The 25,974-nt window shown below is 71.9% G+C and carries 18 protein-coding genes; 3 read left to right on the top strand and 15 right to left on the bottom strand.

What is annotated here, in order from left to right:
* Nucleotides 1-34 precede the first annotated feature (34 nt).
* The 6 genes from LUM46_RS08360 to LUM46_RS08385 all read right to left on the bottom strand — a co-directional run bounded on the left by LUM46_RS08360 (nt 35) and on the right by LUM46_RS08385 (nt 8,654).
* Entirely contained in the window at nt 35-1,216 is a 1,182-nt protein-coding gene (locus LUM46_RS08360; protein WP_274993332.1) for an ABC transporter permease, read from the bottom strand.
* Nucleotides 1,213-1,986: an ABC transporter ATP-binding protein gene (locus LUM46_RS08365; RefSeq protein WP_274993333.1), complete on the bottom strand. Its 774-nt coding sequence runs from the start codon at nt 1,984-1,986 to the stop codon at nt 1,213-1,215. The genes LUM46_RS08360 and LUM46_RS08365 overlap by 4 nt, the downstream gene beginning before the upstream one ends.
* Nucleotides 1,983-3,059 (bottom strand): permuted SH3 domain-containing protein, encoded by a 1,077-nt coding sequence (locus LUM46_RS08370; RefSeq protein ID WP_274993334.1) that lies wholly within the window; start codon nt 3,057-3,059, stop codon nt 1,983-1,985. Before LUM46_RS08370 ends, LUM46_RS08365 begins: the two co-directional genes overlap by 4 nt.
* 256 nt (nt 3,060-3,315) lie before the next feature.
* The gene (galK, locus tag LUM46_RS08375) at nt 3,316-4,548 is read right to left on the bottom strand and encodes a galactokinase (RefSeq protein WP_274993335.1); all 1,233 of its coding nucleotides are present in this window, start codon (nt 4,546-4,548) and stop codon (nt 3,316-3,318) included.
* 21 nt (nt 4,549-4,569) lie between these two features.
* Nucleotides 4,570-6,648, bottom strand: a complete 2,079-nt coding sequence (locus LUM46_RS08380; RefSeq protein WP_274993336.1) for a beta-galactosidase — start codon at nt 6,646-6,648, stop codon at nt 4,570-4,572.
* Nucleotides 6,649-6,692: 44 nt separating this feature from the next.
* A complete protein-coding gene (locus tag LUM46_RS08385) occupies nt 6,693-8,654 on the bottom strand; it encodes a glycosyl hydrolase 53 family protein (protein ID WP_274993337.1) in 1,962 nt (653 codons plus the stop codon).
* Nucleotides 8,655-9,424: 770 nt separating this feature from the next.
* On the opposite strand from LUM46_RS08385, the gene LUM46_RS08390 reads away from it, so the two are divergent.
* Nucleotides 9,425-10,414, top strand: coding sequence for an NAD-dependent epimerase/dehydratase family protein (locus LUM46_RS08390; RefSeq protein ID WP_274993338.1), 990 nt, complete (start codon nt 9,425-9,427; stop codon nt 10,412-10,414).
* Nucleotides 10,415-10,494: 80 nt separating this feature from the next.
* Here LUM46_RS08390 and LUM46_RS08395 read toward each other — a convergent pair whose 3' ends face one another.
* The 4 genes from LUM46_RS08395 to LUM46_RS08410 all read right to left on the bottom strand — a co-directional run bounded on the left by LUM46_RS08395 (nt 10,495) and on the right by LUM46_RS08410 (nt 17,010).
* Nucleotides 10,495-12,096, bottom strand: a complete 1,602-nt coding sequence (locus LUM46_RS08395; protein ID WP_274993339.1) for a GMC family oxidoreductase — start codon at nt 12,094-12,096, stop codon at nt 10,495-10,497.
* Complete coding sequence (locus tag LUM46_RS08400) at nt 12,089-13,573, bottom strand: aldehyde dehydrogenase family protein (RefSeq protein WP_274993340.1); 1,485 nt, start codon at nt 13,571-13,573, stop codon at nt 12,089-12,091. Before LUM46_RS08400 ends, LUM46_RS08395 begins: the two co-directional genes overlap by 8 nt.
* Nucleotides 13,574-13,610: 37 nt before the next feature.
* Complete coding sequence (gene betT, locus LUM46_RS08405) at nt 13,611-15,704, bottom strand: choline BCCT transporter BetT (protein ID WP_274993341.1); 2,094 nt, start codon at nt 15,702-15,704, stop codon at nt 13,611-13,613.
* 148 nt (nt 15,705-15,852) lie between these two features.
* Nucleotides 15,853-17,010: an Mrp/NBP35 family ATP-binding protein gene (locus LUM46_RS08410; RefSeq protein ID WP_274993342.1), complete on the bottom strand. Its 1,158-nt coding sequence runs from the start codon at nt 17,008-17,010 to the stop codon at nt 15,853-15,855.
* Between the two features lie 118 nt (nt 17,011-17,128).
* On the opposite strand from LUM46_RS08410, the gene LUM46_RS08415 reads away from it, so the two are divergent.
* Nucleotides 17,129-19,153: a hypothetical protein gene (locus LUM46_RS08415; protein WP_274993343.1), complete on the top strand. Its 2,025-nt coding sequence runs from the start codon at nt 17,129-17,131 to the stop codon at nt 19,151-19,153.
* Here LUM46_RS08415 and LUM46_RS08420 read toward each other — a convergent pair.
* Complete coding sequence (locus LUM46_RS08420; RefSeq protein ID WP_274993344.1) at nt 19,108-19,632, bottom strand: DUF1003 domain-containing protein; 525 nt, start codon at nt 19,630-19,632, stop codon at nt 19,108-19,110. The genes LUM46_RS08415 and LUM46_RS08420 overlap by 46 nt on opposite strands.
* Nucleotides 19,625-20,962: a magnesium transporter MgtE N-terminal domain-containing protein gene (locus tag LUM46_RS08425; RefSeq protein WP_274993345.1), complete on the bottom strand. Its 1,338-nt coding sequence runs from the start codon at nt 20,960-20,962 to the stop codon at nt 19,625-19,627. The genes LUM46_RS08420 and LUM46_RS08425 overlap by 8 nt, the downstream gene beginning before the upstream one ends.
* A gap of 73 nt (nt 20,963-21,035) precedes the next feature.
* Between LUM46_RS08425 and LUM46_RS08430 the strand changes: the two genes are divergently transcribed.
* Nucleotides 21,036-21,947, top strand: coding sequence for a YflT domain-containing protein (locus LUM46_RS08430; protein WP_274993346.1), 912 nt, complete (start codon nt 21,036-21,038; stop codon nt 21,945-21,947).
* Between the two features lie 215 nt (nt 21,948-22,162).
* Here the strand turns inward: LUM46_RS08430 and LUM46_RS08435 are convergent, their stop codons facing one another.
* The 3 genes from LUM46_RS08435 to LUM46_RS08445 form a co-directional block, all read right to left on the bottom strand.
* Nucleotides 22,163-23,125, bottom strand: coding sequence for a hypothetical protein (locus tag LUM46_RS08435; RefSeq protein ID WP_274993347.1), 963 nt, complete (start codon nt 23,123-23,125; stop codon nt 22,163-22,165).
* A 357-nt stretch (nt 23,126-23,482) separates the two neighbouring features.
* Nucleotides 23,483-25,033, bottom strand: coding sequence for an aminopeptidase P family protein (locus LUM46_RS08440; protein ID WP_274993348.1), 1,551 nt, complete (start codon nt 25,031-25,033; stop codon nt 23,483-23,485).
* A 12-nt stretch (nt 25,034-25,045) separates the two neighbouring features.
* A complete protein-coding gene (locus LUM46_RS08445) occupies nt 25,046-25,885 on the bottom strand; it encodes an alpha/beta fold hydrolase (protein ID WP_274993349.1) in 840 nt (279 codons plus the stop codon).
* Nucleotides 25,886-25,974: the final 89 nt, after the last annotated feature.

The following is a 25,974-nucleotide window of genomic DNA, read 5'->3' on the forward strand; positions in this document are numbered from 1 at the left end:
GGCCGACCAGCGACAGGACCGACCCACGGGAAGGTCAGTACCGGATCGCGTCGATCACCTTGACGCGCACCGCGTAGATCGCTGGGATCAGGCCGGCCAGAGCCCCGATGCCGACGGCGCAGGCCATGCCGACCAGCGCGGCGTCGAACGGGAAGCCCGGCAGGTCGTCGATCGGACGGCCGAAGATGCGGTCGATGGGGATGTTCTTGATGACCGCCACGGCGATCACCACACCGACCACGCCGGCCACGGTCGTCGCGACCACCGACTCCATGAGGACGCCGAAGAAGACTCGGCCGCTCGTGGCCCCGAAGGACCGGCGGATGCCGATCTCGCGGATGCGGTAGCGCACGGTGACCAGCGCGATGTTGAGCAGGCCGAGCCCACCCAGCAGCAGCGCGAACCCGCCGACGCCGAGCACGAGGTACTGCAGCACCCGGTCGATCACGAAGGCCTCGGCCGGCGGCTTCTGGACGTCGAAGGGCACGCCGACCGCGGCCAGGTCCCGCGGCAGCACCTCGGCGAACTGGTCCGCGAGCTCCGGTGGCACCCAGAACTGGTACCCCTCGGCGCTGACGCTGTCGGGGAACCACCGCACGGCCTGGTCGAACAGCATGATCGCGCGCGGCCCCTCGCCGTTCCACATCACCGGCACCTCGCCGATCACGGTGGCGGCGACCGGCGTCTCGCCGTCGATCACCACCGACGGGTGCGTCGACGCGGCGGCGCCCTCGGTGAACGCGTCCAGGAAGGCCTGGTTGACGACCAGCACGGGGGCCAGCCGCTCGCCGTCGGACTCGGTGAACCACCGTCCGTCCTCCACGCCCTGGCGGGTGATGGCCCCGTGGTCGGCGTCGACCGCCGACCATTCGACGTACTCGCCGACGTCCCGGCCACGAATGTTCAGGCCGAGGTACGCGCGCACGGAGTGGTAGGAGATCTGGTGCCGGTCGGCGACGCTGTCGACGACCGCGTCCACCTCGAGCGCCGACATCGTCGTGCTGCTGCCCGCGGACCAGGCCTCGAGGGTCGTGTCCCGGCCGGACATGCGCTCGGTCTCCTCCTGCATGGCCTGACCGAACATGGTCACGGCTGCCGTGATGCCCGTGATCGCGGTGACCGCGCACGCGACGCCGACGAGCGCGAGCAGCACCCGCACCCGGTGGATCCGGAGCTCGTCCCATGCCTCGATGATCGCCCCGACGACGCCGGTCATGCGGTCAGCCCGGCGGTCTCGACGACGGCGGCGCTCCGGGCGATCGTCGCGTTCTCGGCCACGGCGACGGGTGCGTCGAGATGGATCGGGACCAGGACGCCGTCGGTCAGGCGGAACTGGCGGTCGGCGCGCGCGGCGATCGCCAGGTCGTGCGTGATGGTGACGAGGGCGGACCCGGTCTCGTTCGCCGCATCGTCCAGGAGGGTCATGATGGCTTGGCCGGTCTCGACGTCGAGGGCCCCGGTGGGCTCGTCGGCGAGGATGACGCGCGGTCCGCGTACGAGCGCACGGGCGATGGCCACCCGCTGCTGCTCGCCGCCGGAGAGCTTCTCCGGGCGGGTGTCGAGCCGTTCGCCGAGGCCCACCCGCTCCAGCGACTGCGTCGCGAGCCTCGTCCGGTTCCAGAACTGCTTGCCGCGCGCGTACAGCAGGGGCGCTGCGACGTTCTCCAGGGCCGTACGGCCCTGCAGCAGGTTGAACTGCTGGAACACGAAGCCGAAGTCGTCGCCCCGGCGGCGGGCCAGGGCCCGGCTGCGCAGGCGGCCGACCGGCTCACCCTCCAGGAGGTACTCGCCGGAGGTGGGCGAGTCGAGCAGGCCGAGGATGTTCAGCAGCGTGGACTTGCCGGTGCCGGAGCGCCCGACGATGGCCACGTGCTCGCCCGGGCCGACCGTCAGGTCCACTCCGCGGAGGATCTCGAGGGTGCTGCCGTTCGGCAGCTCGACGTGTCGCGTGACGGCCCGCAGGTCGACGAGGGGGACGACGGTCATCCGAAGCACTCCTTCTCGAACGCCTGCATCGTGGCCATGTCGCCTTCCATCGACGCCTGGTCGTACGCGGTCGTGTCTTCGCAGTCGACGCCGCCCTCGGTACCGTCGACGAGGGGGGTGAACTCGAGGATCTGCTCGCCGGCCCGCAGTCCCTCGGTGATCTCGACCTGCAGACCGTCGGTCAGGCCCAGTGCGACGTCGCGCTCCTCGGGCTCCGCCCCCTCCTTGGCGACGGTCCAGACCTTGCCGGTCTGGGAGGTGCCGAGGACCGCGCTGATGGGGACCACCACGACGCCCTTCGCGTTGCCGTTGGTGATCTCGATCTCGCCACCGAGGCCAGGGAACGCCTTGATCTTGCGCGGGATGGCGCAGCGGACGGCGCCGGTGGCGTCCGTGGGCGCCTCCGCCATCGACTCCTCGCCCGTGACGCCGGCGCCGCCGGGCGCCTCGCCGATGGTGAGCCCGGTGCAGGTGAACGGTGCCGGCCCGCCCTTGAGCGTCACCTTGGCCTTGCCCGTGGCGCCGACGAGCCGGTACTGCTGGTCGGCCGTCAGCGTGCCGGAGACGGACAGGGTGCCGGGGGAGACGGTGCCGATGGTCTCGCCCACGGTGACCGCCTGGTCCTTGAGCACCGTGATGTCGACGGTGCCGGACGCCGGCGCGAGGGCCGAGGTCCAGGTGACCTCGGGCTCCTGCTCGGTGACCGTCTCCTCGCCGGTCTCCTCGTCGACCTCGACGACGGGCTCGACGATCTTCTCGCTCTTGATCCACAGGACGCGGGTGTCCTTGCCGACCTTCGCCCCGTCGACCTCGATCTCGGCGATGACGCCGTCGGCGGTGGCCTTGATCTCGACGGGCGGGTCGGACACCACGGACGCCGGGACCGTTACCGCGTTGGTCACGGAACCCTTCGCGACGGGGATCACCGACTCGGTGATCTCACCCGTGGGCTGGAGCGCGTCCGGCGGGTCGAGCTCGGCGCCCCTGAGCGCCAGCGCGACGAGCGCTGCGGCGATCACCGCCCAGATGATGATCCGAGCGGTGGGGAAGACGTACTGGCGGACGGCACCCATGGGGCTCCTCGCGGCGGTGCGTGACGGACATCGATCTGCGAACTGGCAGCCCGGCGGACATTAGCGCAGGTCCGCAGCGGGACGGGATGAAAGTACGGGGTGAATCCAAGTCTTTGCGCGCAGGTGATGGCTCCTGGGCGCGCTGCTGCGCGGCACACACTACTCTGTTATCCGCGGTAGCGGGCGGACATGCGTCGGCGAGCCACCTCGCCGGCCGAGCCTGCCGGGTCTCGACAGGCTCGGCCAGCGGGGGTGGTCAGGCCGCCGGAGCGGAGGGCGGCGCCAGCAGGAACGCCGGGGCCGTGAGGTCGGCGTCGGCGAAGGCGTCGGCGACCGCCTGGGCGACCGTGTCGACGTCGGACCGGCGGACCAGCGCGATGGCGCTGCCGCCGAACCCGCCACCGGTCATGCGCGCGCCGAGCGCGCCCGCCGCCATCGCCGTGTCGACGACGAGGTCGAGCTCACGGCAGGAGACCTCGTAGTCGTCACGCAGCGAGGCGTGCGAGGCCAGCATGAACGGGCCGACGTCGGCCGCGCGGCCCTCCCGGACGAGGTCGGCGAACCGCGCGGTGCGGTCGATCTCCGACACCACGTGCCGCACCCGGCGCCGCAGCACGCCGTCGGCGTCGTGCGGCTCGAGCTCGGCCAGCGCGCGGTCGATGCCCATGCCGCCGAGGGTCGGGGCGATATCACGCAGCGACTCCAGCCCGAGCAGCTGCGCGGCCTGCTCGCACGCCGCGCGCCGCGCACCGTACTCGCCGTCCACGTGCGAGTGCTCGGCCCGGGTGTCGACGACCAGGAGCGTCAGACCGGCCGTGGCCAGGTCGAACGGCACCGGCACGCCGGACTCCAGCGGCTTGAGCCCCGGCCGGAAGTCGAGCAGCAGGGCGTAGCCCTCGCGGCAGCGCAGCGACGCCGACTGGTCGAGACCGCCGGTCGGTGCCCCGGCGATCTCGTTCTCCGCGAGCCGGGTGGCGTCGACCAGCGTGGCGCGCCCGGCGTCGGACTCCGCGAGCCCGAGGCTTGCCACCGCGTCGAGCGCCACCGCCACCGCGGCCTCCAGCGCGGCCGACGAGCTCAGCCCGGCCCCGAACGGCACGCACGAGTCGACGGCGGCGTCGAAGCCGCCGATCTTGTGCCCCGCCTCGGCCAGGGCCCAGGCGACGCCTGCGACGTAGGCGCCCCAGCCACGCACCGCACCGGGTGCGACGTCGGACAGGCGCGTCTCCCACATGCCCTCTGCCTGTGCGGACACCAGGCGGACCTGGTCGTCCTCACGCGGTCGCAGCGCGATGTAGGTGCGGTGCGGCAGCGCTGTGGGCAGGCAGAGCCCGGCGTTGTAGTCGGTGTGCTCGCCGATGAGGTTGACCCGGCCCGGGGCGGACCAGACGCCCTCCGGGGAGCCGTCGAACGAACGGGTGAAGAGCTCGTCGACCCGGCGCGCGCCTTCCTCGGCGGTCCAGGCCTCGAGCCACTGCGGTTCAGTCATAGGAAACATTGTCCCTCGCCGTCAGGGAGAAGTGGTCCGCAGCACCCGGACCGCGCCCGCCGGGACGTCCGCGTCGCCCGCGAGGGCGTCGCCCGTGAGCAGGTCGGTGGCGGGGGCGGACAGGGGCAGCTTCGCGTCACCGTCCGTGTGGTTGATGGCCACCGTGTACGTGGCGCCCTCCCCGGTGCGGCGCACCACCTCCAGTCCCTCCACCGTGCCCGACGGTGTCAGGCCGGCGCTCGCGTACACGTCGGCCATGACGGTGGCCAGCGCGTCGACGTCCAGGTTCGTCGACACGTACCAGCCGGTCCCCGCACCGTGCCGGTGGCGCGTGATCGCCGGCCCGCCCGGCTTGGGGCCGTCGGCGTAGGAGCCCACGGGCTCGGCGCCGTCGAGCACGAGGTCGTCGGCCCAGACCGTGCCGGTGAGCTGCGTGACGTCGGTGCTCGCGGCACCGGCCCCCGCCGCCCCCGCCCGGTAGGTGACGGTCAGCGCGTCGCCGTCGCGCAGCGGCAGGAACTCCTCGACCCACACGCCGAGCGCGGCGCGGAGCGGAGCCATGAAACCGCCCGGGTGCACCGCGTCGTGCTCGTCGACGATGCCGCTGAAGTAGCTGACCAGCAGCGTCCCGCCGGCCTCGACATAGGCGGTGAGGTTCGCGGCGGCCTCGGCCGTGAGCAGGTACGACGCCGGTGCGACGACCAGCTTGTAGCCCGACAGGTCCTGGCTCGGCCGGACGAGGTCCACGGTGTGGCCGTCCCGCCAGAGGCGGTCGTAGTAGGTGTCGACACGCTCGCGGTGGCGGGCGCCCTGGCTCGGCCGGAACTCGAGGTCCTGCGCCCAGAACGACTCGTAGTCCCACAGCAGGGCCACGTCCGCGTGCACACGGGAGCCCTGGAGCTCCGTCAGGCGGCCCAGGTCGGCCCCCAGCGTGGTCACCTCCTGCCACAGGCGCGAACCGGTGCCCGCGTGCGGCAGCATCGCCGAGTGGAACTTCTCCGCGCCGGAGCGCGAGGCGCGCCACTGGAAGAACATGATCGCGTCCGCGCCACGGCCCAGGTGCGCGAACGAGTTACGGGCCATCTCCCCGGGGCGCTTGGCGACGTTGCGGGGCTGCCAGTTCACCGCCGACGTCGAGTGCTCGAGCAGCAGCCACGGCTTGCCGCCCGCCACCGACCGGGTCAGGTCGGCGGCCAGCGCGAGCCCCACGTAGCCGCGCGGGTCGGCGGCCTGCAGGTAGTGGTCGTTCGAGACGAGGTCGACCTCCTTGGCCCAGGCGAACAGGTCGGTGGCCGGGCAGCTGGCCGCCATGAAGTTGGTGGTGACCGGTGCGTCGGAGTACTCGCGGACGGCGTCGCGCTCGGCGACGAAGCAGGCGCGCAGGGCGGCGTCGGAGAACCGCGCGAAGTCGAGCTGCTGGGCCGGGTTGACCGCCTCCGGCGCCACGGCCGGGACCTGGATGTGCTCCCAGTCCTCGTAGTGCTGGCCCCAGAAGGCGGTGCCCCAGGCGGCGTTCAGGCTGTCGAGCGAGTCGTACCGCTCGCGCAGCCACTCGCGGAACGCCCGCTGAGCGTGGACCGAGTAGTCGAGCGCGACCGGCGCGCCGTACTCGTTGTGCACGTGCCAGCCCACCACGGCCGGGTGCCTGCCGTACCGCCGGGCGAGCTCGGTCGTGATGCGCAGTGCGGCCGACCGGTACGCCGGAGCGGTCGGCGCCATGAGCCCGCGCCCGCCGGGTCCCATCGGCGTGCCGTTCCGGTCGACCACCCGGGCGTCCGGGTGGGCCGCGTACAGCCAGGCGGGCGGGGCCGCCGTCGGCGTCGCGAGGAGGATCCGGACCCCGCCCTCGTGGAGCAGCCCGATCACACGGTCCAGCCAGGCGAAGTCGAACTCGCCCTCGCGCGGCTCCAGCAGTGCCCAGCTGAAGATGCCGAGGCTGACGAGGTTCACGCCCGCCTCGTTCATCAGCCGGACGTCCTCCGCCCAGATCTCCTCGGGCCACTGCTCGGGGTTGTAGTCGCCGCCGTAGCCGATCTGCTCGACGCCGGTCAGCCACCCGTCGTACTGCGGTCCGGGAACGAAGCGGGAGGTCTCAGGCATGGAAGGTCCTTTCACGAAAATGTATCTGTGCCGACACAGCTGGGTCAGCGGGGCGGGACTACGTGGACCGTCGCCGTGACGGGGCCGTGCTGGGTGGTCCCGTCGACGGTGAACGTACCGGGTTCGGCGGTCGCGCCGTCGGGCACGTCCTGCCAGGTGACACGGGTGCCGTCGACGTCCCCGTCCGCGGGGGACAGGACATCGACCGTCCGGGGGAGCCGGACACGGCCGTCCACCGCGGTGACGACCCGCACGGAGTCCTCCAGGACGGCGCGCACGTCGCTGTCGCGGTAGACATCGAGTGATGCGTTGGCCTCCGGGAAGGTGCCCGCGCTGGTCTCCACCCAGGTGAACATGGAGTCCCAGCTCGCGGGCTCCCACGTGAGCACCCCCTGCACCCGGTTGCCGGGCACGTCGTTGGCGATCTGGAAGACCCGCTGGATCGCGTCGGCCTGGCCCTGCACGGTCACCGGGAACGGCGAGTTGGGGAGCGGTGTCGGGTCGCCGGGCGGCGAGCTCGCCGCCGGATAGGAGGTCTCGGCGATGTCGAGCGCGTACTCGGGGAACGCGTCGGCGATGGTGTGCAGGTTGTGCTCCAGCGCCTCGGGGCTGCCGTGCCACTCCGGGTAGTAGGACAGGGCGAGCACGTCGGGAGCGGCGTCGGCCGCTTCGAGCCGCGTGAGCAGCTGCGTCCAGAACTCCATCGTCTTGGAGAGGCGTCCCTTGTCGACGATCGCGTGGATCTCGACCTCCGACTCCGGGGACGCCTCGCGCACGGCGCGGATGCCGGACGCCATCAGGGTGCCGAACCGGTCCCACTGCTCGGTGTAGAGCTGCTGCTCGGCGGGGTCCTCGCTCTGCCAGTACTTCCAGAGCAGGCCGCCGCCCGGCTGCGACTGGTAGACGTCGGCCTCGTCGGTGAAGTAGGGCGGCGCGGTGGTGCCGATGATCTCGGCCTCGCTGCCGTACAGGAAGCCGTTGATCACCTCGTTGCCCACCGCCACCTTGGCGGGGGTGGCGCCCTGCTCCACCAGCTCGGTCAGGTAGTCCGCGGTGGAGTCGTGGACCTCTTGGTTCAGCTCGTCGAAGGGCAGCTCCGCCCAGGCACGCGGCTTGGGCTGCTTGCTCGGGTCGGCCCAGCTGTCCGCGTAGTGGAAGTCGATGCCGAGGCTCATGTCGCGGTCGACGATCTCGCGGGCCACGGTGAGCGAACGCTCCGGTCCCTGGTAGGCCGGTTCGGTCTCGACGCCGGTGGCCTCGCTGCGCGGGTCGTTCCAGATGCGCAGGCGCAGGTGCTCCATCCCGCGGTCCCTGACGACGTCGAGCAGGTGCGGGCCCGGGTCTGGCGCGCCCGCCAGGGCCGCCTCGGCGTCCAGGTAGTACGGCTGGTCACGCTCCTGATCGGCGTAGGACAGGTCGGCGCCGAGCTTCAGGTCGTCACGCAGGTAGTTGTAGGCATGCAGCTCGGCGACGCCGTTCGTGCCCGGACGTGCGGCAGGGAAGCGGACGCGCAGGTATTGGATGCCCTCCCGGTCGACCAGCGCGGTGGTGCCGGCCGCGCCGCTGCGGCCGTCCCTGTGGTCGGCGAGGGACGCCCAGCGCCTGCCGTCGGCGGAGGCCTCGACGACGTAGCGTGCGGGCGTCGCGTCCGCGAGCACCACCTCGACCTTGCGCAGTCCGTCGTACGCGCCGCCGAGGTCGACGGTGAGGGCCTGGTCCGGCTTGCCGTGGCGGCTGCCCGACGTCGGCGCGGCCGGCCGCCAGGCGGTGCCCTCGTCACCGTCGAGCGCCAGGCCGGCGTCGGCATCGTTGCTGGTGGCACGGGCTGTGACCCAGTCCTTGCCGGCCAGGTCGGTCTCGACGGGCTCGATCACCGCCTCGCCGTAGCCCGCCGCTGACGGTCCGAGCGCGAGTCCGGCCGTCGTCAGCGCGACGACCAGTGCGGTGCCGCCCGCAAGGGCGCGCCTGCGATGCGTGCTGTGCGTCATGAGGACTTCCTTGTCCATGTCGGGAGCGTTCGTCCGGGTGCCGGGACAACGCCATGTCCTCTCCGCCGGGCGGGGAATGTGCTTCCCGGCATCGAGGCAGGACATTGTGCCCGCTGGATTGTATCGATTTACTGGCTGTTCTGGACAGGGCGGCGGGACCGGCTGTCGTCCTCGGCGGGAGACGTCGGAGCGGCCGGGAGATCGGTCCGGTGGTGCGGTGGGCTGGGCTGGGGCGGCTGGGGCGGCTGGGGTGCTGGGGTGCTGGGGTGCTGTGCGGCTGTGAGATCGGTCGGTTGGTGCGGTGCGCCCCGCGAGATCGGTCCTTTGGTGCGGCGCGGCCGCGAGATCGGTCCGTTGCTTTGAGATCGGTCGGTTGAACGACCGATCTCAAAGCAACCGACCGATCTCAGTAGTGCCGCTCGTGCAAGGGACCGATCTCGCCAGTGCGCCTGGTGCAGGGGACCGATCTCGGCAGTACCGCTGGTGCAAGGGACCGATCTCAGTGGGGGCTGCCGATACAGGGGACCGATCTCGGTGGTGCCGCTGATGCGGGGGACCGATCTCGGCGGAGCCATCGCAACCGACCGGTCCCGCCAGCGCCGCTGAGCCACCCATCCGCTCTCGAGCACGTGGCCCAGCGACCGCAGGGTGAGGGCAACGGTGCAGACGGGCCCGCCCGGCCACCCAGCCCGGCCACCCCGCCCGCCCAGCCCCGCTACGCCACCCGGAGATTCGCCGCCAGCAGATTCTCATGGCCCTCGCCGCGTCCATGCGGTTCGGTGGGGACCATGCGAATCCTGGTACTCGGTGGAACGGTCTTCCTGTCCCGCGCGGTCGCGGCGGCGGTGGTGTCCCGCGGGCACGACGTCACGTGCGCGGCGCGCGGTGTGAGCGGCACGGTGCCCGACGGCGCCACGCTCGTCCCCTGGGACCGCGCCGACGTGGTGCCGGCGGAGCTCGTCGGCGCCACGTTCGACGCCGTCGTCGACGTCTCGCGCATCCCGTCCCACGTGCGCCGCGCGGTCGAGGCGTTCCCGGACGCCCACTGGACGTTCGTGTCCACCATCAACGTCTACGCGGACACGGCCACGCCGGGCGGCACACCCGCGACGCTGCCCCTGCTGGACCCGGTGGAGACCGACGAGGACCCGGACTCCGGCCCGGAGACGTACGGCGCCATGAAGGTGGCCTGCGAGAACCTGGTCCGCTCCGGTGCCGCGGCGGCTCTCGTGATCCGGCCGGGGCTGATCGTCGGCCCGGGCGACCCGAGCGGGCGGTTCGCCTACTGGCCGTCCCGGTTCGCGCAGGCAGCACGGGACGGCCTGCCGGTGCTGGTCCCGGAGCCGACGGACACCCCGGTCCAGCTCGTCGACGTCCGCGACCTCGCGGAGTGGGTCGTGACGGCTGCGGAGGCGGGGACCACGGGAGACTTCGACGCCGTCTGCCCGCCCCTGCCCCGGTCGGAGCTGCTCGCCCAGGTGGCCGACGGCGCCGGGGCGAACCCGGAGCTCGTCCCGCTGGCCCCCGAGGTGCTCGCCGAGCACGAGGTGGTCCCGTGGTCAGGGCCCCGGTCGATCCCCTTCTGGGCCGCCGACCTGGTCGATGCCGGCTTCATGGCGCACGACGTCACGTCGTCGCTGGAAGCGGGCCTGACGATCCGGCCGCTCGCCGAGACCACCCGGGACACGCTCGCGTGGCTCGACGCGACGCCCGACGCGAAGATCACGGGCCTGACCCGAACCGAGGAGCAGCAGGTCCTGGCAGCCGCCCGAGCCTGAGCGCCTTGGTGGTGAGCGCGACCGTTGCGCCTCGACCGGGCAGGTGGTCGCAACGGTCGCGCTCACCACCCAAGGGGGCGTCAGGTTGTGCGGTCCTCCTTCAGGAAGTCCGCGCAGCGCTCGCCGATCATCATCACCGTGATGTTCGGATTGACCGTCGTGATCTCCGGCATGACCGACGCGTCCGCGACGCGCAGCCCTGTGACGCCCTTGACCCGCAGCCGCGGGTCCAGCGGCGAGCTGTCGTCGTCCACGGCGCCCATCCGGACCGAACCGGTCGGGTGGTAGACCGTGTTGTGGGTGCGCGTGATGTAGTCCGCGATCTCCTCGTCGGTCCGGACGTCCGGCCCCGGGTACAGCTCCGGCCCGGCCCACTCGGCCATCGCGGGCTGGGCCACGATCTTCCGGGCGAGCTTGATGCCCTCGACCATGACCTTCATGTCGTGCGGGTCGGTGAAGTAGCGGGGGTCCACCATCGGCTTGTCGCGGAAGTCGCGCGACCGCAGCCGGACGGTGCCGCGAGAGCGCGCGTGCGTCACGTTCGGCGTGAGGCAGAACCCGTTCTCCGTGGTCGGGTAGCCCTGCCGTGCCGTATGCATGTCGAACGGCACGGAGCCGTAGTGCATCATCAGGTCCGGCCGGTCCAGGCCGGGCTCGGTGGCCGCGAAGATGCCGATCTCCCACCACTGCGTGGACGAGGTGGGCATCGGCTGCTTCGCCTCCCACTGGATCACCCCTTCGGGGTGGTCCTGCATGTGCGACCCGACGCCGGGCGCGTCCACCAGGACGTCGATCCCGATCTCCGCGAGGTGCTCCGCCGGGCCGATGCCGGACAGCATGAGCAGCTTGGGCGAGTCGATGGCACCCGTGGACAGGACCACCTCCTGCCGCGCCGTGAACGTGCGGTGGTGGATCAGGTCCGGGCCCAGCACCTCGACACCGGTGCACCGGGTGCCGTCGAAGGTCAGCCGCTTGGCGCGGTGCTCCGTGAAGATCGTCAGGTTCGGCCGGTCGAGGATCGGGTGCAGGTAGCTCACCGACGACGACGAGCGGACGCCGTCCTCCCGGGCGTTGATCTGGAAGAAGCTCGCGCCGGTCACGACCGTCGTGCCGTCGTTGAACTGCACCCGGGAGATGCCCGCCTGCTCGCACGCGTCCAGTACCGCCACCCCGCACGGGTCTGCCGGCGGGATCTGCCGGATCCGCACCGGGCCGTCGTGGCCGTGGTGCACGCCGGGCTGGTCGTTGTTCTCGAGCTTCGTGTAGTACGGGCGGGACTCCTGCGCCCGCCAGCCGGTCGCGCCCAGGGCCTCCCACTGGTCGAGGTCCTCGGCCGGGGCCCAGAACGCGATGCAGGAGTTGTGCGAGGAGCAGCCGCCGAGCACCTTGGCGCGCGCCTGGCGCATGAACGAGTTGCCTGCTGCCTGCGGCTCGATCTGGTAGTCCCAGTCGTAGCCCGACTCCAGCAGCCCCATCCAGCGGTCGAGCCGCAGGATCGCGTCGTCGCCGACGTCGGACGGTCCCGCCTCCAGCAGGGCCACCGAGACCTCCGGGTCCTCGCTGAGCCGGGCCGCGACGGCGGCACCGGCGGAACCGCCGCCGACCACCACGTAGTCGAAGGCCCGCTCGCCGGTCTGCGCGGTGGCCTGCTTCGTCGGTCGCTTCGCGGGCAGCTCAGTCATCGGTGCCTCCGAACCACCCGGTCACCGCCGGGCGCAGGTTCTGGTAGATGTGCTTGGACTCCTGGTACTCGGCCAGGCCGGCCAGGCCGAGCTCCCGGCCGAACCCGGACTGCCCGTAGCCGCCCCACTCCGCCTGCGGCAGGTAGGGGTGGTAGTCGTTGATCCAGATCGTGCCGTGCCGCAGCTGGTTCGCGACCCGCTGTGCCTTGCCCGCGTCCTGCGACCAGACAGCGCCGGCCAGGCCGTAGAACGTGTCGTTGGCGATCTCGACGGCCTCGTCCTCGGTGCTGAACGTCTCCACGGTGACGACGGGGCCGAACGCCTCCTCGACCACGGCGGAGCTGCCGCGCCGGACGTCGTCGAGCACCGTGGGCAGGTAGTAGAAGCCTGCCTCCAGCTCGCCGGTGCCCCACTCGCCGCCGCACCGCACGACGGCGCCCTCCTCGACCGCCTTCTCCACGTACGCCGTGACCTTGTCGCGGTGCGCGGCGGAGATCAGCGGACCCGTCTCGGCCGACTCGTCCCACGGGCCGCCCAGCCGGATCTGCTGGGCCCGGCGCACCAGCTCGTCGACGAAGCGGTCGTGGATCGACTCCTCGACCAGCAGCCGCGCCCCGGCTGAGCACACCTGTCCCGAGTGGACGAACGCCCCGTTGAGCGCGTTGTCGACGGCGGCGTCGAAGTCGGCGTCCGCGAAGATGACGTTCGGGTTCTTGCCACCCAGCTCCAGGGCCACCTTCTTGACGGTGGCCGCCGCGCTCGCGGCGATGACACGGCCCGTGGCGAGGCCGCCGGTGAAGGACACCATGTCGACGTCCGGGTGGCTCGACAGCGGTGCGCCCGCCTCTGGCCCGGCGCCGAGCACCAGGTTGGCGACGCCCGCCGGGACGCCGGCGTCGGTCAGGACCTCCATCAGGAGGACCGCGGTGTGCGGGGTGAGCTCGCTCGGCTTGAGCACGAAGGTGTTGCCGGCGGCGAGGCAGGGCGCCACCTTCCACACGGCCTGCAGCAGCGGGTAGTTCCACGGCGAGATGAGGCCGCAGACCCCCACGGGTTCGTGCACGACGCGGCTGAGCACGTCGGAGCTGCCGGCGTCGACCACCCGGCCGGCGTCGACCCCTGCCAGCTTGGCGTACCAGCGGAAGCAGGCGATGCAGTCGTCCATGTCGATGCGGCTCTCGACCAGGCGCTTGCCCGTGTCCCGGGACTCGGCGAGGGCGAAGTCCTCCGCCCGCTCGGTGAGCAGGTCGGCCACGCGGTGCAGCAGCTCGCCGCGCTCGGGCGCGGTGGTGGCGCGCCACGGGCCGGTGTCGAACGCGCGCCGCGCCGCCGCGATGGCCCGCTCGGTGTCGGCGGCGGTCGCCTCCGACACCTCCGCGACGAGCGAGCCGTCCGCCGGACAGCGGATCTCGCGGGTCCCGCCCGCGACCGCTGCCTCCCAGGCGCCGTCGATGTACAGGGTCGTCGGTGTGCTCATGGTGGTGCTCCCGTAGGGATGTGCGGGCCTGCGGTGGTCAGCTGTCGATCTGCTCGGTGTCGTGGGTCGGCGAGGTGCTCGCGTGCAGGAACAGGAGGTGCCGTTCGTACTGGTCCAGGACGTCGGCGATGAGCTGTTCCTTGGCGTAGTCGGTGACGTCGTAGCCCTGGGTGCCCTCCGCGAGCAGCACCTCGACCCGGAAGTAGGTGTCGTCCTGGTCCGAGGTGTTCATGCGGAACGTCGGCGTGGGGTGCGCCTGCGGCCACAGCGTGTAGGTGAACGGGGCCTCCTCGCCGTGCTCCACGGTGAGCGTGATGGCCGGGAGCCCGCTGTCACCCACGGGGGCCTCGGTGCAGGACGTCCTGATGTCCTGCTCCTCCAGCGCGGCGGAGACCTCGGTGAGGGCCGGGCGCACCGTCTTGTCGATGAACCGCAGCACGTGGCGCCGGTCGGGGAAGCTGACCAGCCGCATGAGCCGCTGCCGCCAGCCCGGTGCGCCCGTGGTGCCCGCGTGGCCGATGCGGCCCGACAGGCTGGACGGCAGGGCGGTCCGCAGGGTGTCGAACTTCTGCCCCTCGGTCCGCAGCACCTTGTAGAGGGCGAACATCACGCCGAACATCACGAGCGAGAACGGCAGGCCCATGATGATCGTGCCGGACTGCAGCGTCGAGATGCCGCCCGCGAGCAGCATGCCCATGGTGAGCAGTCCGGTGGCCGCCGCCCAGAAGACCCGCAGCCAGATCGGTCCGTCGTCGCCCGCCCGGTGCAGCTTGGAGGTCAGGTTGGACAGGACGAGCGCCCCGGAGTCGGCGGACGTCACGTAGAAGAGCAGGCCGATGAAGATGGCCAGGCCGATGGTGGCCGGCGCGGCGGGGAACTGCTCGAGCAGGGCGTAGATGCCCGACGCCGGGTCGTTCATCGCGGCGTCGCCGAACGCCGTGCCCTCCGCGCCGCCGTTCCGCATGTGGTCGAGGGCGCTGTTGCCGAAGATGGACACCCACAGCAGCACGAAGACGAACGGGATCGTGAGCGTGCCGAGCACGAACTGGCGGATGGTGCGGCCGCGCGAGATCCGGGCGAGGAACAGGCCGACGAACGGTGCCCAGGCCACCCACCAGGCCCAGAAGAACAGCGTCCACGCGTTCATCCAGTCCGTGGGCGCGTCGAACGCGTACGTGTTCAGCGTCATGCCCGGCAGTCGGGACACGTAGTCGCCGACGTTCATCACCAGCGCGTTGAGCAGGAATGTCGTCTTACCCGTGACGACGAGGAAGAGCAGCAGCGCGAGGGCGAGCACGACGTTGAGCTCGGACAGCCGCCGCACGCCGCGCTGCACGCCCGAGACCACCGAGAGCGTCGCCATCACGACGGCCAGTGCGAGCAGCGCCACCTGGGCGCCGACGCCGATCGGTACCCCGACCAGGTCGGAGAGCCCGCGGTTGAGCATCTCGACGCCGATGCCGAGCGTCGTGGCCAGACCGAAGATGGTGCCGAGCACCGCGGCGATGTCGACGGCGTCGCCGAGCCTGCCCCAGACCCGGTCGCCGAACAGCGGGTGCAGCACGGAGCGGATGCTCAGCGGCATGTTGCGCCGGTACGCGAAGTAGGCGATGGCCATGCCCATCAGCGCGTACATGCCCCAGCCGATGATGCCGTAGTGGAACAGCGTCCAGACGATGGCCATCCGGGCGGCCTCGACCGTGCCGCCGTCACCGACGGGCGGCGCCAGGTACTGGCTGGCGGGCTCGGCCACGGAGAAGAACATCAGGTCCGTGCCGATGCCCGCCGCGAACAGCATCGCGGACCACGTGAAGAGGCCGAACTGCGGCTTGGACTGCTCCGGGCCGAGCTTGATGCGGCCCGCGCGGGACAGGGCCACACCGATCACGAAGACCAGGAACGAGGCGGCCGCGATGAAGTAGTAGGCGCCGAACCAGTCGGAGATCCAGGTGACGACGACACCGATGTACTGCTCTGTCTGTGCGGGCCAGATGATCGCGGCCAGGCCGACCACGAGGATCAGCGTCGCGGACCCGAAGAACACCGGTGGGTTGATGCTGCTGTGCCGCCGCCCCTCGGGCGGGCTGTCGGCGGCTGCGGTCGGGCTCTCGGTCTTCGCCGGGGTGCTCATGGTTTCCTTCGTCGAGGGCTTCGGGCGGTGCCCACCGTACAACTACATGATTATTCACCCGCGTGCCCACCGGTGGTCGAGGCCCCTTCTGGCCGAGATTACGCCCGACCCCGGAGCGCCGCTCGCTGCTCGCCCGACCGGCGCCGCGTCAGACCGGGGCGAGCCCGAGACTGCGGCCCGCCAGGCCACGGCGGCGCTTCGCGAGCCCGCGGGCGACGTCGGCCAGCACCCGGGCGCCCGGTGAGTCCGGCGCGGTCAGGACGACGGGTGTGCCGCTGTCCCCGCCCTCGCGGACGGCGACGTCGAGCGGTACCTGACCGAGCAGCGGCACGTCCTTGCCCATCAGCTCGGTCAGCCGGGCCGAGACCTGCGCGCCGCCGCCCTCGCCGAAGATCTCCAGCCGCGTGCCGTCGGGCTGCTCCAGCCAGGACATGTTCTCGATCACGCCGACCACGCCCTGCGACGTCTGGGTCGCCACCGAACCGGCGCGCTCGGCGACCTCGGCGGCCGCGGCCTGCGGCGTCGTGACCACGAGGATCTCGGACGACGGCAGCAGCTGCGCCACGGAGATCGCGATGTCGCCGGTGCCCGGCGGCAGGTCGAGGAGCAGCACGTCCAGGTCGCCCCAGAACACGTCGGCCAGGAACTGCTCCAGCGCGCGGTGCAGCATGGGTCCGCGCCAGACCACGGGCTGGCCCGCCGGTACGAACATGCCGATCGAGACCACCTTGACCCCGTGCGCGATGGGCGGCAGCAGCATGTTGTCGACGCGGGTCGGCTGGCGATCCACGCCGAGCATGCGGGGGATCGAGAAGCCGTAGATGTCAGCGTCGATGACGCCGACGGACAGGCCGTCCGCCGCCAGCGCCACCGCGAGGTTCGCCGTGACCGACGACTTGCCCACGCCGCCCTTGCCCGAGGCCACCGCGTACACCTTGGTCATCGAACCCGGCTCCGAGAACGGGATGACGGGGTCGCCCGCGCCGCCGCGCAGCATCGACCGCAGGGAGGAACGCTGCTCCGGCGTCATCACGCCCAGCTCGACGTCGACCCCGGCCACGCCGTCGACGGCCGTCGCAGCGGCCGTCACGTCCTTGATCAGCGTGGACTTCATGGGACAGCCGGCGACGGTCAGGTCGACGCCGACGGTCACGTGCGCGCCCGGTCCGGAGGAGGAGCTCGTGGACACGTCCACCGACCGGACCATGCCCAGGTCGGTGATGGGACGCCGGATCTCGGGGTCGAGCACACCGGTCAGCGCGTCGCGTACGCGTGCCTCGAGTGTGGGGGAGTCGACAGGGGTCATGATTCGATCCTAGGGCGGAGGTCCAGCGGCCCCGGCATCGGGGTGGTCTTCCATGCTTTTGCAATGAAGGTCAGTTGAAAACGGTACGCTGCGTCACCACCAAGGGTGAGGAGGCCCCATGACCGAGCCACGCGTCCCCGTGCGCGTGCGGCGTGTCGCCTCCGAGGACCAGGCCCGCGAGCTCGCCGCCGCGCTGCAGCGGCCGGGCCGCGACCGGCCGGTGGTGGTCATCTCGACGCCGGCCGGGCACGATGCCCCGTTCGTGGACCCGAAGCGTGTGCTCGACGACGTCGCCGGGCTCGCCGAGGTCGTGGTGATCCCCACGGGTGACGTGTCCTGGGCCTTCTCGTCGGGCATGCCGCCGGACACCCAGGTCTACGGCGGCGCTTCCCGCGTCTACGGCACCGACCTGGAGTGGGTGCACCACCCGCGGCGCTCGCCGTTGCACTTCGCCTACTCCGCCGACGAGGACGCGCGCGTGCGCGACCGCCTGGTCAGCGACGTCATGCGGTTCGCGGTGCGTGCGGGGATCGTCGGGTCGGCCCGGTCCGCGCCGGACGTGGCGGCCACCGACGGCAAGGTGCTCGGTGTGCTCGGCACGCGCGCCCTGGTCAGCACCGACGACGGCGGCCAGGCCAGCGTCGCGGAAGAGCTCGTCTTCTCCGACGTCGCGCTGGCGCGGGTGCTCGCGCCGGGCATGCGGGTCACCGGGGTGCTCGACCCGGTGCGCCGCCTCCTCGACATCCGCGGCATGCTGCCCGACGCCGACGCGCTGCGCCGACTGGTGAACGCCACCTACCGGGTGGGTCAGGTGGTGCTCGGCCGGGTCGAGGTGGTCGAGCAGGACGCCGTGCGGATCGCGCTGGCGCCCGGCGTCGTCGTGCGCGTGCGCCGGGCGGAGATCACGGGCAACCACCTGGACCTGCTGAGCGACCTCTTCACCGCGGGCGAGGTGGTGGCGGCCCGCCGCATACCCGCACCGCTCGACGGCCTGGCGCTGCGGCTCGACGACGTCGACGAGTCCGAGGACGAGCCGGTCCCCGCGATAGCGCTCCTGGACGGCGGGCCGCCGTGGCTCGAGCTGCCGCCGGCCGAGCCCGGCCTCCCACCGGTCGAGCTGGCCGAGACCCGGCAGCGTGCGTCGGCCGAGCCCGCCGCGGCCACCCGGCCCTCGGCAGCCGAGCCCGTCGAGGCCCCGTCGGGCGACGACTCCCCGCCCACACCCGCCGACCTCTTCGGCCCGCGGCCGGCCGGTCCGGACCCTGACCGGACGCGCCCGGATCACGCCGTGCCCTCCGACCGTCCTCGGCCGGGCGACGGCTCCGGTCCCGTACCGACACCGCCCGGCGGCCAGCGGGCACCGACGCCCGGGGACGTGGCCGCGTGGCACGCCGGCGGGCACGACACGCTGCCGTCGCCGGCGTCGGCCGCGTCGGCCGAGACCCCGGCGGAGCCGTCCGGCAAGGCGACGCGCGACCTCAGCCTCTCCCTCGACGCGGCGAAGGCACAGGTCTCGGCGCTCACGAAGGAGCTGCTCGACGACAAGGTCAAGCGGCACCAGGTCGAGCTGGAGGTCGACCGGCTGCTCGGTCGGGTCGGCGAGCTCACGGAGCGGCTCGAACGCAGCGAGCGGCGTGCCGAGCAGCAGGCGACGGCCCTGCGCAAGGCGCGGCAGGAAGCCGCACGCCTGCGCCGTCGGCTGGGCGACGCCGGGGTCGAGGTGCCCGAGGACCGCTACTTCGTCGACGACGAGGAGCAGCTCCGGTTCGAGGTGCTGAGCGAGTGGGCCCGGGCGATCCCGGCCGCGGAGAAGGCCGGGCGCCCCCTGGCCGAGTACGTGGTGGGCCCTCGGTTCCTCGCGTCCCTGACCGACATCGAGGGGGTGAGCCGGGACCGCGTCGTCTGGACGCTCGTCATGGTGCTCACCGGTCTGGCTCCCGAGATGAACGGCCTCCAGGTCCACCGCCTGCGGACCGGTGCCGGTGGCGACGACCGGGCCAGGCACCGCGACGACGGCGCCGTGTGCTGGCGGGTGTCGCTGCAGGTGAACACGCCGTCGGCCCGCAGGCTGCACTACTGGAAGCTGCCGGGTGGGACCTACGAGCTGTCGCGCGTGGTGCTCCACGACGACGTGGAGCCCTGATCGCGGTCCTTCTGCTCCAGCTCCTCCAGGAGGTTGCGGATCTCCGACCGCACGAAGTCGCGCGTGGCGACCTCCGACAGCGCGATCCGGAGCGCCGCCATCTCCCGCGCCAGGTACTCGGTGTCGGCCAGGTTGCGCTCGCCGCGCTGCCGGTCTTGCTCGGCCGTGACACGGTCGCGGTCGTCCTGCCGGTTCTGCGCCAGCAGGATCAGCGGGGCCGCATAGCTCGCCTGCAGCGACAGCATCAGCGTCAGCGCGGTGAACCCGTTCGCCGCGCTGTCGAACCGTAGGTCCGACGGGCCCCAGGCGTTCCACGCCAGCCAGATCATGCAGAACACCGTGAGATAGACCAGGAACCGGGGTGTGCCGAGGAACCTCGCGATGCCCTCCGAGGCCTTCCCCGCGGCATCCTGCTCTATCCGGAACCGGGGGACCAGGGTGCGGCGCTGTGCCAGCGGTGTGTCCAGACGCTCAGCCACGGGATGCCTCCCGTCGCTCGGACCCGCCCTGCTCGGCGGATTTCTTCTGCTCGGCCGGTGCGGACTGCGTGGTGATCGACTCCAGACGCTCGTCGTCGCTGCCGCGCCAGTCGTCCGGGAGGATGTGGTCCAGCACGTCGTCGACGGTGACCACGCCGAGCAGCCGGCGCTGTGCGTCCAGCACCGGCAGTGCGAGCAGGTCGTAGGCCGCGAGCAGACGTGTCACGCGGCCCACCGACGCGTCATGGGTCAGCCACTCGGTCTCGGCATCCAGCACCGACGCGACCGCCGCGTGCGGCGGCTCGCGCAGCAGCCGCTGGAAGTGCGCGACGCCGAGGAACCGTCCCGTCGGTGTCTCCTGCGGCGGCCGCACCACGAACACCATCGAGGCCAGCGCCGGCGGCAGCTCGGCCCTCCTGATCTGGGCCAGGGCGGTCGCGATGGTGTCGTCCGCGCCGAGGATCACGGGCTCGGTGGTCATGAGACCACCAGCCGTGTCCTCGGCATACTTCAACAGGCGCCGGACGTCGGCCGCCTCCTCCGGCTCCATGAGGTTCAGGAGCTGAGCCGCCTGCTCGTCGGACAGCTCGTTCAGGAGGTCCGCGGCGTCGTCGGGCTCCATGGCCTCCAGCACGTCGGCCGCACGGTCCCGGTCCAGGCCCGACAGGATCGACACCTGCGCATCCTCGGGGAGCTCCTCCAGCACGTCGGCGAGACGCTCGTCGTTCAGCGCGCTGGCGATCTCCAGCCGGCGCGCCGCCCCCAGCTCGTGGATCACGTCCGCCAGGTCGGCCGCGCGCATGTCCTCGTACGCCTCCAGCAGCTGAGCAGCTCCCTGCCCGGCGGACCGCGTGGTCAGGTCCTCCACGGCGTCGACCGGCACGGTCAGGGTGGAACCACGACGGAACGGCGCGGACCCCCGCCCGGCACGACGCCGCACGAAGAGCTGGTCCACCAGCCAGTCGCCGGTGCGCTGCTGCGCGATCGAGACGTCCTCGATGGTGACCTCGCCCGAACCGTCCTTGAGGTGGACACGACGGTCCAGCAGCTCGCCCAGCACCACCGACTCCATGGCCCGCTGCTCGAACCGCCGCATGTTCACCAGACCGGTACTGATCACCTGGCCCGCGTCGATACTCGTCACGCGAGTCAGGGGCAGGAAGACGCGGCGTCGGCCCGGGACCTCGACCACCAGACCCACCGCGCGCGGTGCGCCCTTGGCCCGGACCAGCACGACGACATCACGAACCCGGCCCACCTGGTCCCCGATCGGGTCAAAGACCGGCGTGCCTGCCAGACGTGCGACAAAAACCCTGCTGCTGGCGCTCACGCTGGTCAGCCTACGACCCACGCACGGGGGATGCTCCTCGCTAGTGGGCGCAAGGTAGGGGAGACTATGGGGTATGAGCATGTCTCGCCCGGGTGCTGTCCCGAAGGTCCCGACCCTGCCGGCAGGCGACGAGGTCGCCGCGTACTCCACCTACCTGGAGGCGCAGAAAGCAGTCGACTACCTCTCCGACAACAAGTTCCCCGTCGAGAACGTCACCATCGTGGGCACCGACCTGCGCATGGTCGAGCGCGTCACGGGGCGCCTCACGTACGGCCGGGTGGCGCTCGCGGGCGCACTCTCCGGCGCATGGTTCGGTTTCTTCGTGGGGTTGTTGATCACGCTGTTCGCCGGCGAGGCGGGCTTCCAGGTGATGTTCGCCGGTATCGCGCTCGGTGCCGGCTTCGGTCTGCTGTTCTCCGTGCTGTCGTACGCGTTCACGGGCGGGCGGCGTGACTTCACGTCCTCGTCGCAGATCGTGGCCGCGACCTACGCGATCCTCTGTGGCCACGACCATGCGAGCGACGCACGGGCGCTCCTGATGCGCTCGCCCAGCGGCCTGGGCAAGTCGCGGGGCAACGCCACCGTGGGGGTTCCGGCTCCCGCGGCGTCGCCGTCGCCCACGGCTCAGGCGCCCGGCGCCGAGCCCGCGCAGCCCGCGCCGACGCCGACGCGCCCGACCGACCCGCGCTGGGTCACGCCGACGGGTGAGCCCCGGTACGGTGCGATGCGGCCTGGTGCTGGTGCGCCGGCCGAGACGCCGCCGGGTGCGCCTTCTGGGGCGCCTTCTGCGCCGACGGACGCGCCGACGGACGCACCGACGGACGCACCTGCGGACGCGCAGACCGGCGCACCGACCCCGCCGGACCAGGCAGCGGGCACCCCGGACAACCAGCGCCCCGAGAGCACGGGCAGCCCGGACGACTCGCCGACGTCGCGCACCCGCTACTCGAACCCGTACGCCCCGCCGAGCGACGACCAGAAGTAGCCGAGCTCCCGCGCGGGAGCGACCGGGCCTCCTCGGCCTGAGCCGTACCGGGCTTGAGCTCATTGCTAGTTCGAGCGTTGCTCCGACTTCGGTCCGTTGCAACGGTGGCACCTATGACTTCGGTCGGTTGCTCTGAGATCGGTCAATCAAACGACCGATCTCAGAGCAACCGACCGAAGTCAGTTTCTGTGCCGTGCAAGGGACCGAAGCGGGGGTCAGATGGCGGGCAGTCGTGGATCGATCCGGGCCTTCCGCAGTACGTCTGGCGGGATGTGCGCGGTGATTCGGTCGAGCATCGCCTGGACATCCTGCTTGTCGGACGCGCTGACATTTTCGAGGCTGACGCCGGCTCGCCGGATGGCGTCGGCACGAGCCTTCTCGGCCAGATACTCCTGCGCCGGGTCGTGACCGGGGCGAACGCCGTCCGGCCGATACTTGACCTGACCGTCGAACTCGATGCCCAGCGCCCACTGTTCGTAGCCCAGATCCGTGTGGAAGCGCCCGGCGTCGGTCTCCACCGGCATCTGCGTGGTTGGCCGAGGCAGACCGGCACGGAGCAGCTCATAGCGGACCCAGGTCTCCCAGGCGGACTGAGGGCCCGAGTCAGCGAGCTCGATCACCAGCCGGGCCCGTTGGGTCCCGCGCCGGCCGGTCTGGGCGTCGAGCGTCGCGAGCAGCTCTTCCCGTTCGGCACCCAGGCCCAGGGCTGAGTCGGCGATGACGAGCGCCTCGAGCGGGTGCAACGTCCGCGCGCAGTCGACGACCGTGCGTGCGAGCGATGTCACCGGTAGGCCTGCGGCCTCGACGATGTCGTCGGGCACGAGGGTCCACGTGTACCGCCGCACGTCACCGGCGGCGTGGCCGGAGGCGCGGTAGCGCTGGTAGACGTGTGTTTCCCGCGGCGTCGTCCAGACGAGGCAGCCCAGGAGCAGCGCGGCCGACGCATGGCTGAACACGTGCTTGGCTCTGAGCTGGGAGTGCAGCGCGCGGGCGCGGGCGAGTGCCTTCTTGCGCGCTTCTCGCGCAGCTCTCGAAGGACCATCGACGTGGATCTCGTCCGGAGCGCAGTACGCACCGCGTCGAACCCTGAGGACTTCGCCGGTGCGAGCACCGGCGGCCAGCTTGTTGCGGTTGTGCTCGAGCGCGAGGGCAACCGTCGGGATCTTCACTTCGACCATGGAACGACGTTGCGTCATCGCACGAGGGTCCGGTACCTGGTCCAGACGCAGCTGTGCACAGGTCGCGGATCCACAGGGCCGTGGTCGTGCTCGGACCGATGGGGCGCCCCGCCGTGGGGCTCCATGTGGGCGACGATCATGCGGCCGTCCGACCGGCTCGGCCCAGATGATGTGTGGCGGCGGGGCGCGGCGGGGCGGGGCGGGCGACTTCGGTCCGTTGCACGGCGGCCCCTATGACTTCGGTCGGTTGCTTTGAGATCGGTCAATCAAACGACCGATCTCAGAGCAACCGACCGAAGTCAGTGTCCGAGCCGTGCAACGGACCGAACTCAGCGCCGCGAAGCCCAGCCGCCGAGCTCAGCGCAGCGACGCCATCCAGGCCTCGACGTCCTCCGGACGGCGGGGCAGAGCCGCCGAGAGGTTCTCGTTGCCGTCCTCGGTGATCAGCACGTCGTCCTCGATGCGCACGCCGATGCCGCGGAACTCCTCCGGCACGGCGAGGTCGTCCGCCTTGAAGTAGAGGCCCGGCTCGATGGTGAACACCATGCCCGGCTCCAGGACGCCGTCGAGGTAGAGCTCGCGGCGGGCCTGTGCGCAGTCGTGCACGTCGAGGCCCAGGTGGTGCGAGGTGCCGTGCACCATCCAGCGGCGGTGCTGCTGGCCGTTCTCGTCGAGCGCGTCGGCGGCGGTGACGCCGTCGGGCAGGAAGCCCCACTCCTCGAGGCGGGCCGCGATGACCTCCATGGCGGCCGCGTGGACGTCGCGGAACCTGGCGCCCGGCTTGGCGACGGCGAACGCGGCGTCGGCCGCGTCGAGCACCGCCTGGTAGATCGTGCGCTGTACGTCGGTGTACTCACCGTCGACGGGCAGGGAGCGGGTGATGTCCGCGGTGTAGAGCGAGTCGACCTCGACGCCGCCGTCGAGCAGCAGCACGTCGCCGGAGCGGATCTCGCCGTCGTTCCGGATCCAGTGCAGCGTGGTGGCGTGCTCGCCCGAGGCCGCGATGGTCTCATAGCCCACCGCGTTGCCCTCGAGCCGCGCATGGCCGTCGAAGGTGGTCTCCACGACACGCTCGCCGCGGCGGTGCTCCTTCGCGGCGGGCAGCGCCCGGACGACGGCCTCGAAGCCCTCGATGGTGCGGGCCACCGCCTCGCGCATCTGCTCGATCTCGTGCTCGTCCTTGATGAGCCGCAGCTCGGAGGTCGCCTCGACGAGCTTCTCGTCGGTGAGCGCGTCCTCGTCCTCGCCGGCCTCCAGGCGCAGCTCCTCGACGAGCGACTCGATGGCGTCGTCCGCTCCGGTCACCACGAGGAGGTGCACGCCGCCCTCGCCCACGTCCTTCGCCAGGGCGTCGCCCAGCTCGTCGATGTGGCGGGCCTCGATGCCGGTGAGGGCCTCGACGTCCGCCAGCGACGGGCGGGCGCCGACCCAGAACTCGCCGTAGCGGGCGTCGGCGTAGAACTCCTCGTTGTCACGCGGCGCGAGGGGGCGCACGTACAGCACGGCGTGGTGACCGCTGGCGGCGCCGTCCGGGCCGGGGTCGCCGGCGCCGTCCTCGACGGGGTGCAGCACCAGGACGGCGTCCGGCTCGCGGTCGGTGCCCAGGCCGGTGAGGTGCGCGAACGCCGAGTGCGGCCGGAACCGGTAGTCGGTGTCGTTGGAGCGGGTCTTGAGCGAGCCCGCCGGGATCACCAGGCGCACACCCGGCAGCCGCTCGGAGAGGGCGGCCCGTCGGGCGACGGTGTACTGCGCGGCGGGTGACGCCGTGAGGCCGAGCTCGGCCCGTGGGGCCCACTGCGACATCACGAAGTTCTTGAAGGCGGTGGAGCCGGGGCGGTGTGAACGGTTGGACCCGCGATCGGCGGTTCCCTGCTCGTCAGGCTGCGAAGTGGTGGTGGGCTCGCTCATGCGCCCAGTGTTTCACGCACGCCGGTTGAAGTCTGCAAGCGCCCTGGCGACCACCCGGTTGAAGGCCGTGGGGGCCTCCGTGTTGACGTCGTGCCCCGCACCGGGGATGACCACGAGCGATCCGTCGTGGGCCGCGGCGAGGTGCCGCTGCTCCTCGATGCGCATGGCGTCGCGGGCGCCGTTGACGAACCAGAGCGGGACCCGCGCGGCACGCACGTTGGCGATCGAGGAGCGGCCGGCGAGGTGGGTCAGCGCGTCGGTGACGACGTCCCACGTAGGCCGGTACATCTCGGCGGTCTGGTGCGGCGCGATCTCGATCTGCCGCAGGTCGGCGCCGCCGGGGGCGCTCCGGAGCGGGCGGAGGGGGAGACGCACCGAGGGCACGGAGAGGCGCGGGCGGTGCACGCTCGGGTGCACCACCCGGCCGGTCAGCCGGCGGCCCAGGTAGGCGGCGTTCGCGATGTTCTTCGCGACGTCGCGGTAGAGCCGTACGGGCTTGCCCTTCGGGTCGGAGGTGCAGCCGGCCGCGAGCACGCCCACCAGACGGTCGGTGGTCTCCGGCCGGGCCGCCCAGGCGAGCGACGTGTAGCCGCCGAGGGACAGCCCCACCAGCGCCACCGGCCCGGACGGGAGAGCGGCGACGGCGTCGTCCAGCGCCTCGAAGGCGCCGTCCATGCTGAACCGGTCGTGGCGGCGCGTGCCGTGCGCGGGCAGGTCCACCGCGACGGCCTCGTGGCCGGCGGCACGCACGTGCTCGACCTGGTTCGCCCAGATCGCGCCCGAGCTGCGCACGCCGTGCACGAAGACGACGCTCGTGCGGGCGTCCTGCGGGTTCTGGTTGCTGCTCGTCATCCCTTCGATGATGCGTGATCGGCCGGGGCGGGCGGCGTACGACGGCCGAACGGTCGGTGAACGTGCTGTGTGGGCTTGACACCCCGGCC

Origin of the sequence: Promicromonospora iranensis, assembly GCF_028994805.1 — a bacterium.
Lineage (GTDB): Bacteria > Actinomycetota > Actinomycetes > Actinomycetales > Cellulomonadaceae > Promicromonospora > Promicromonospora iranensis.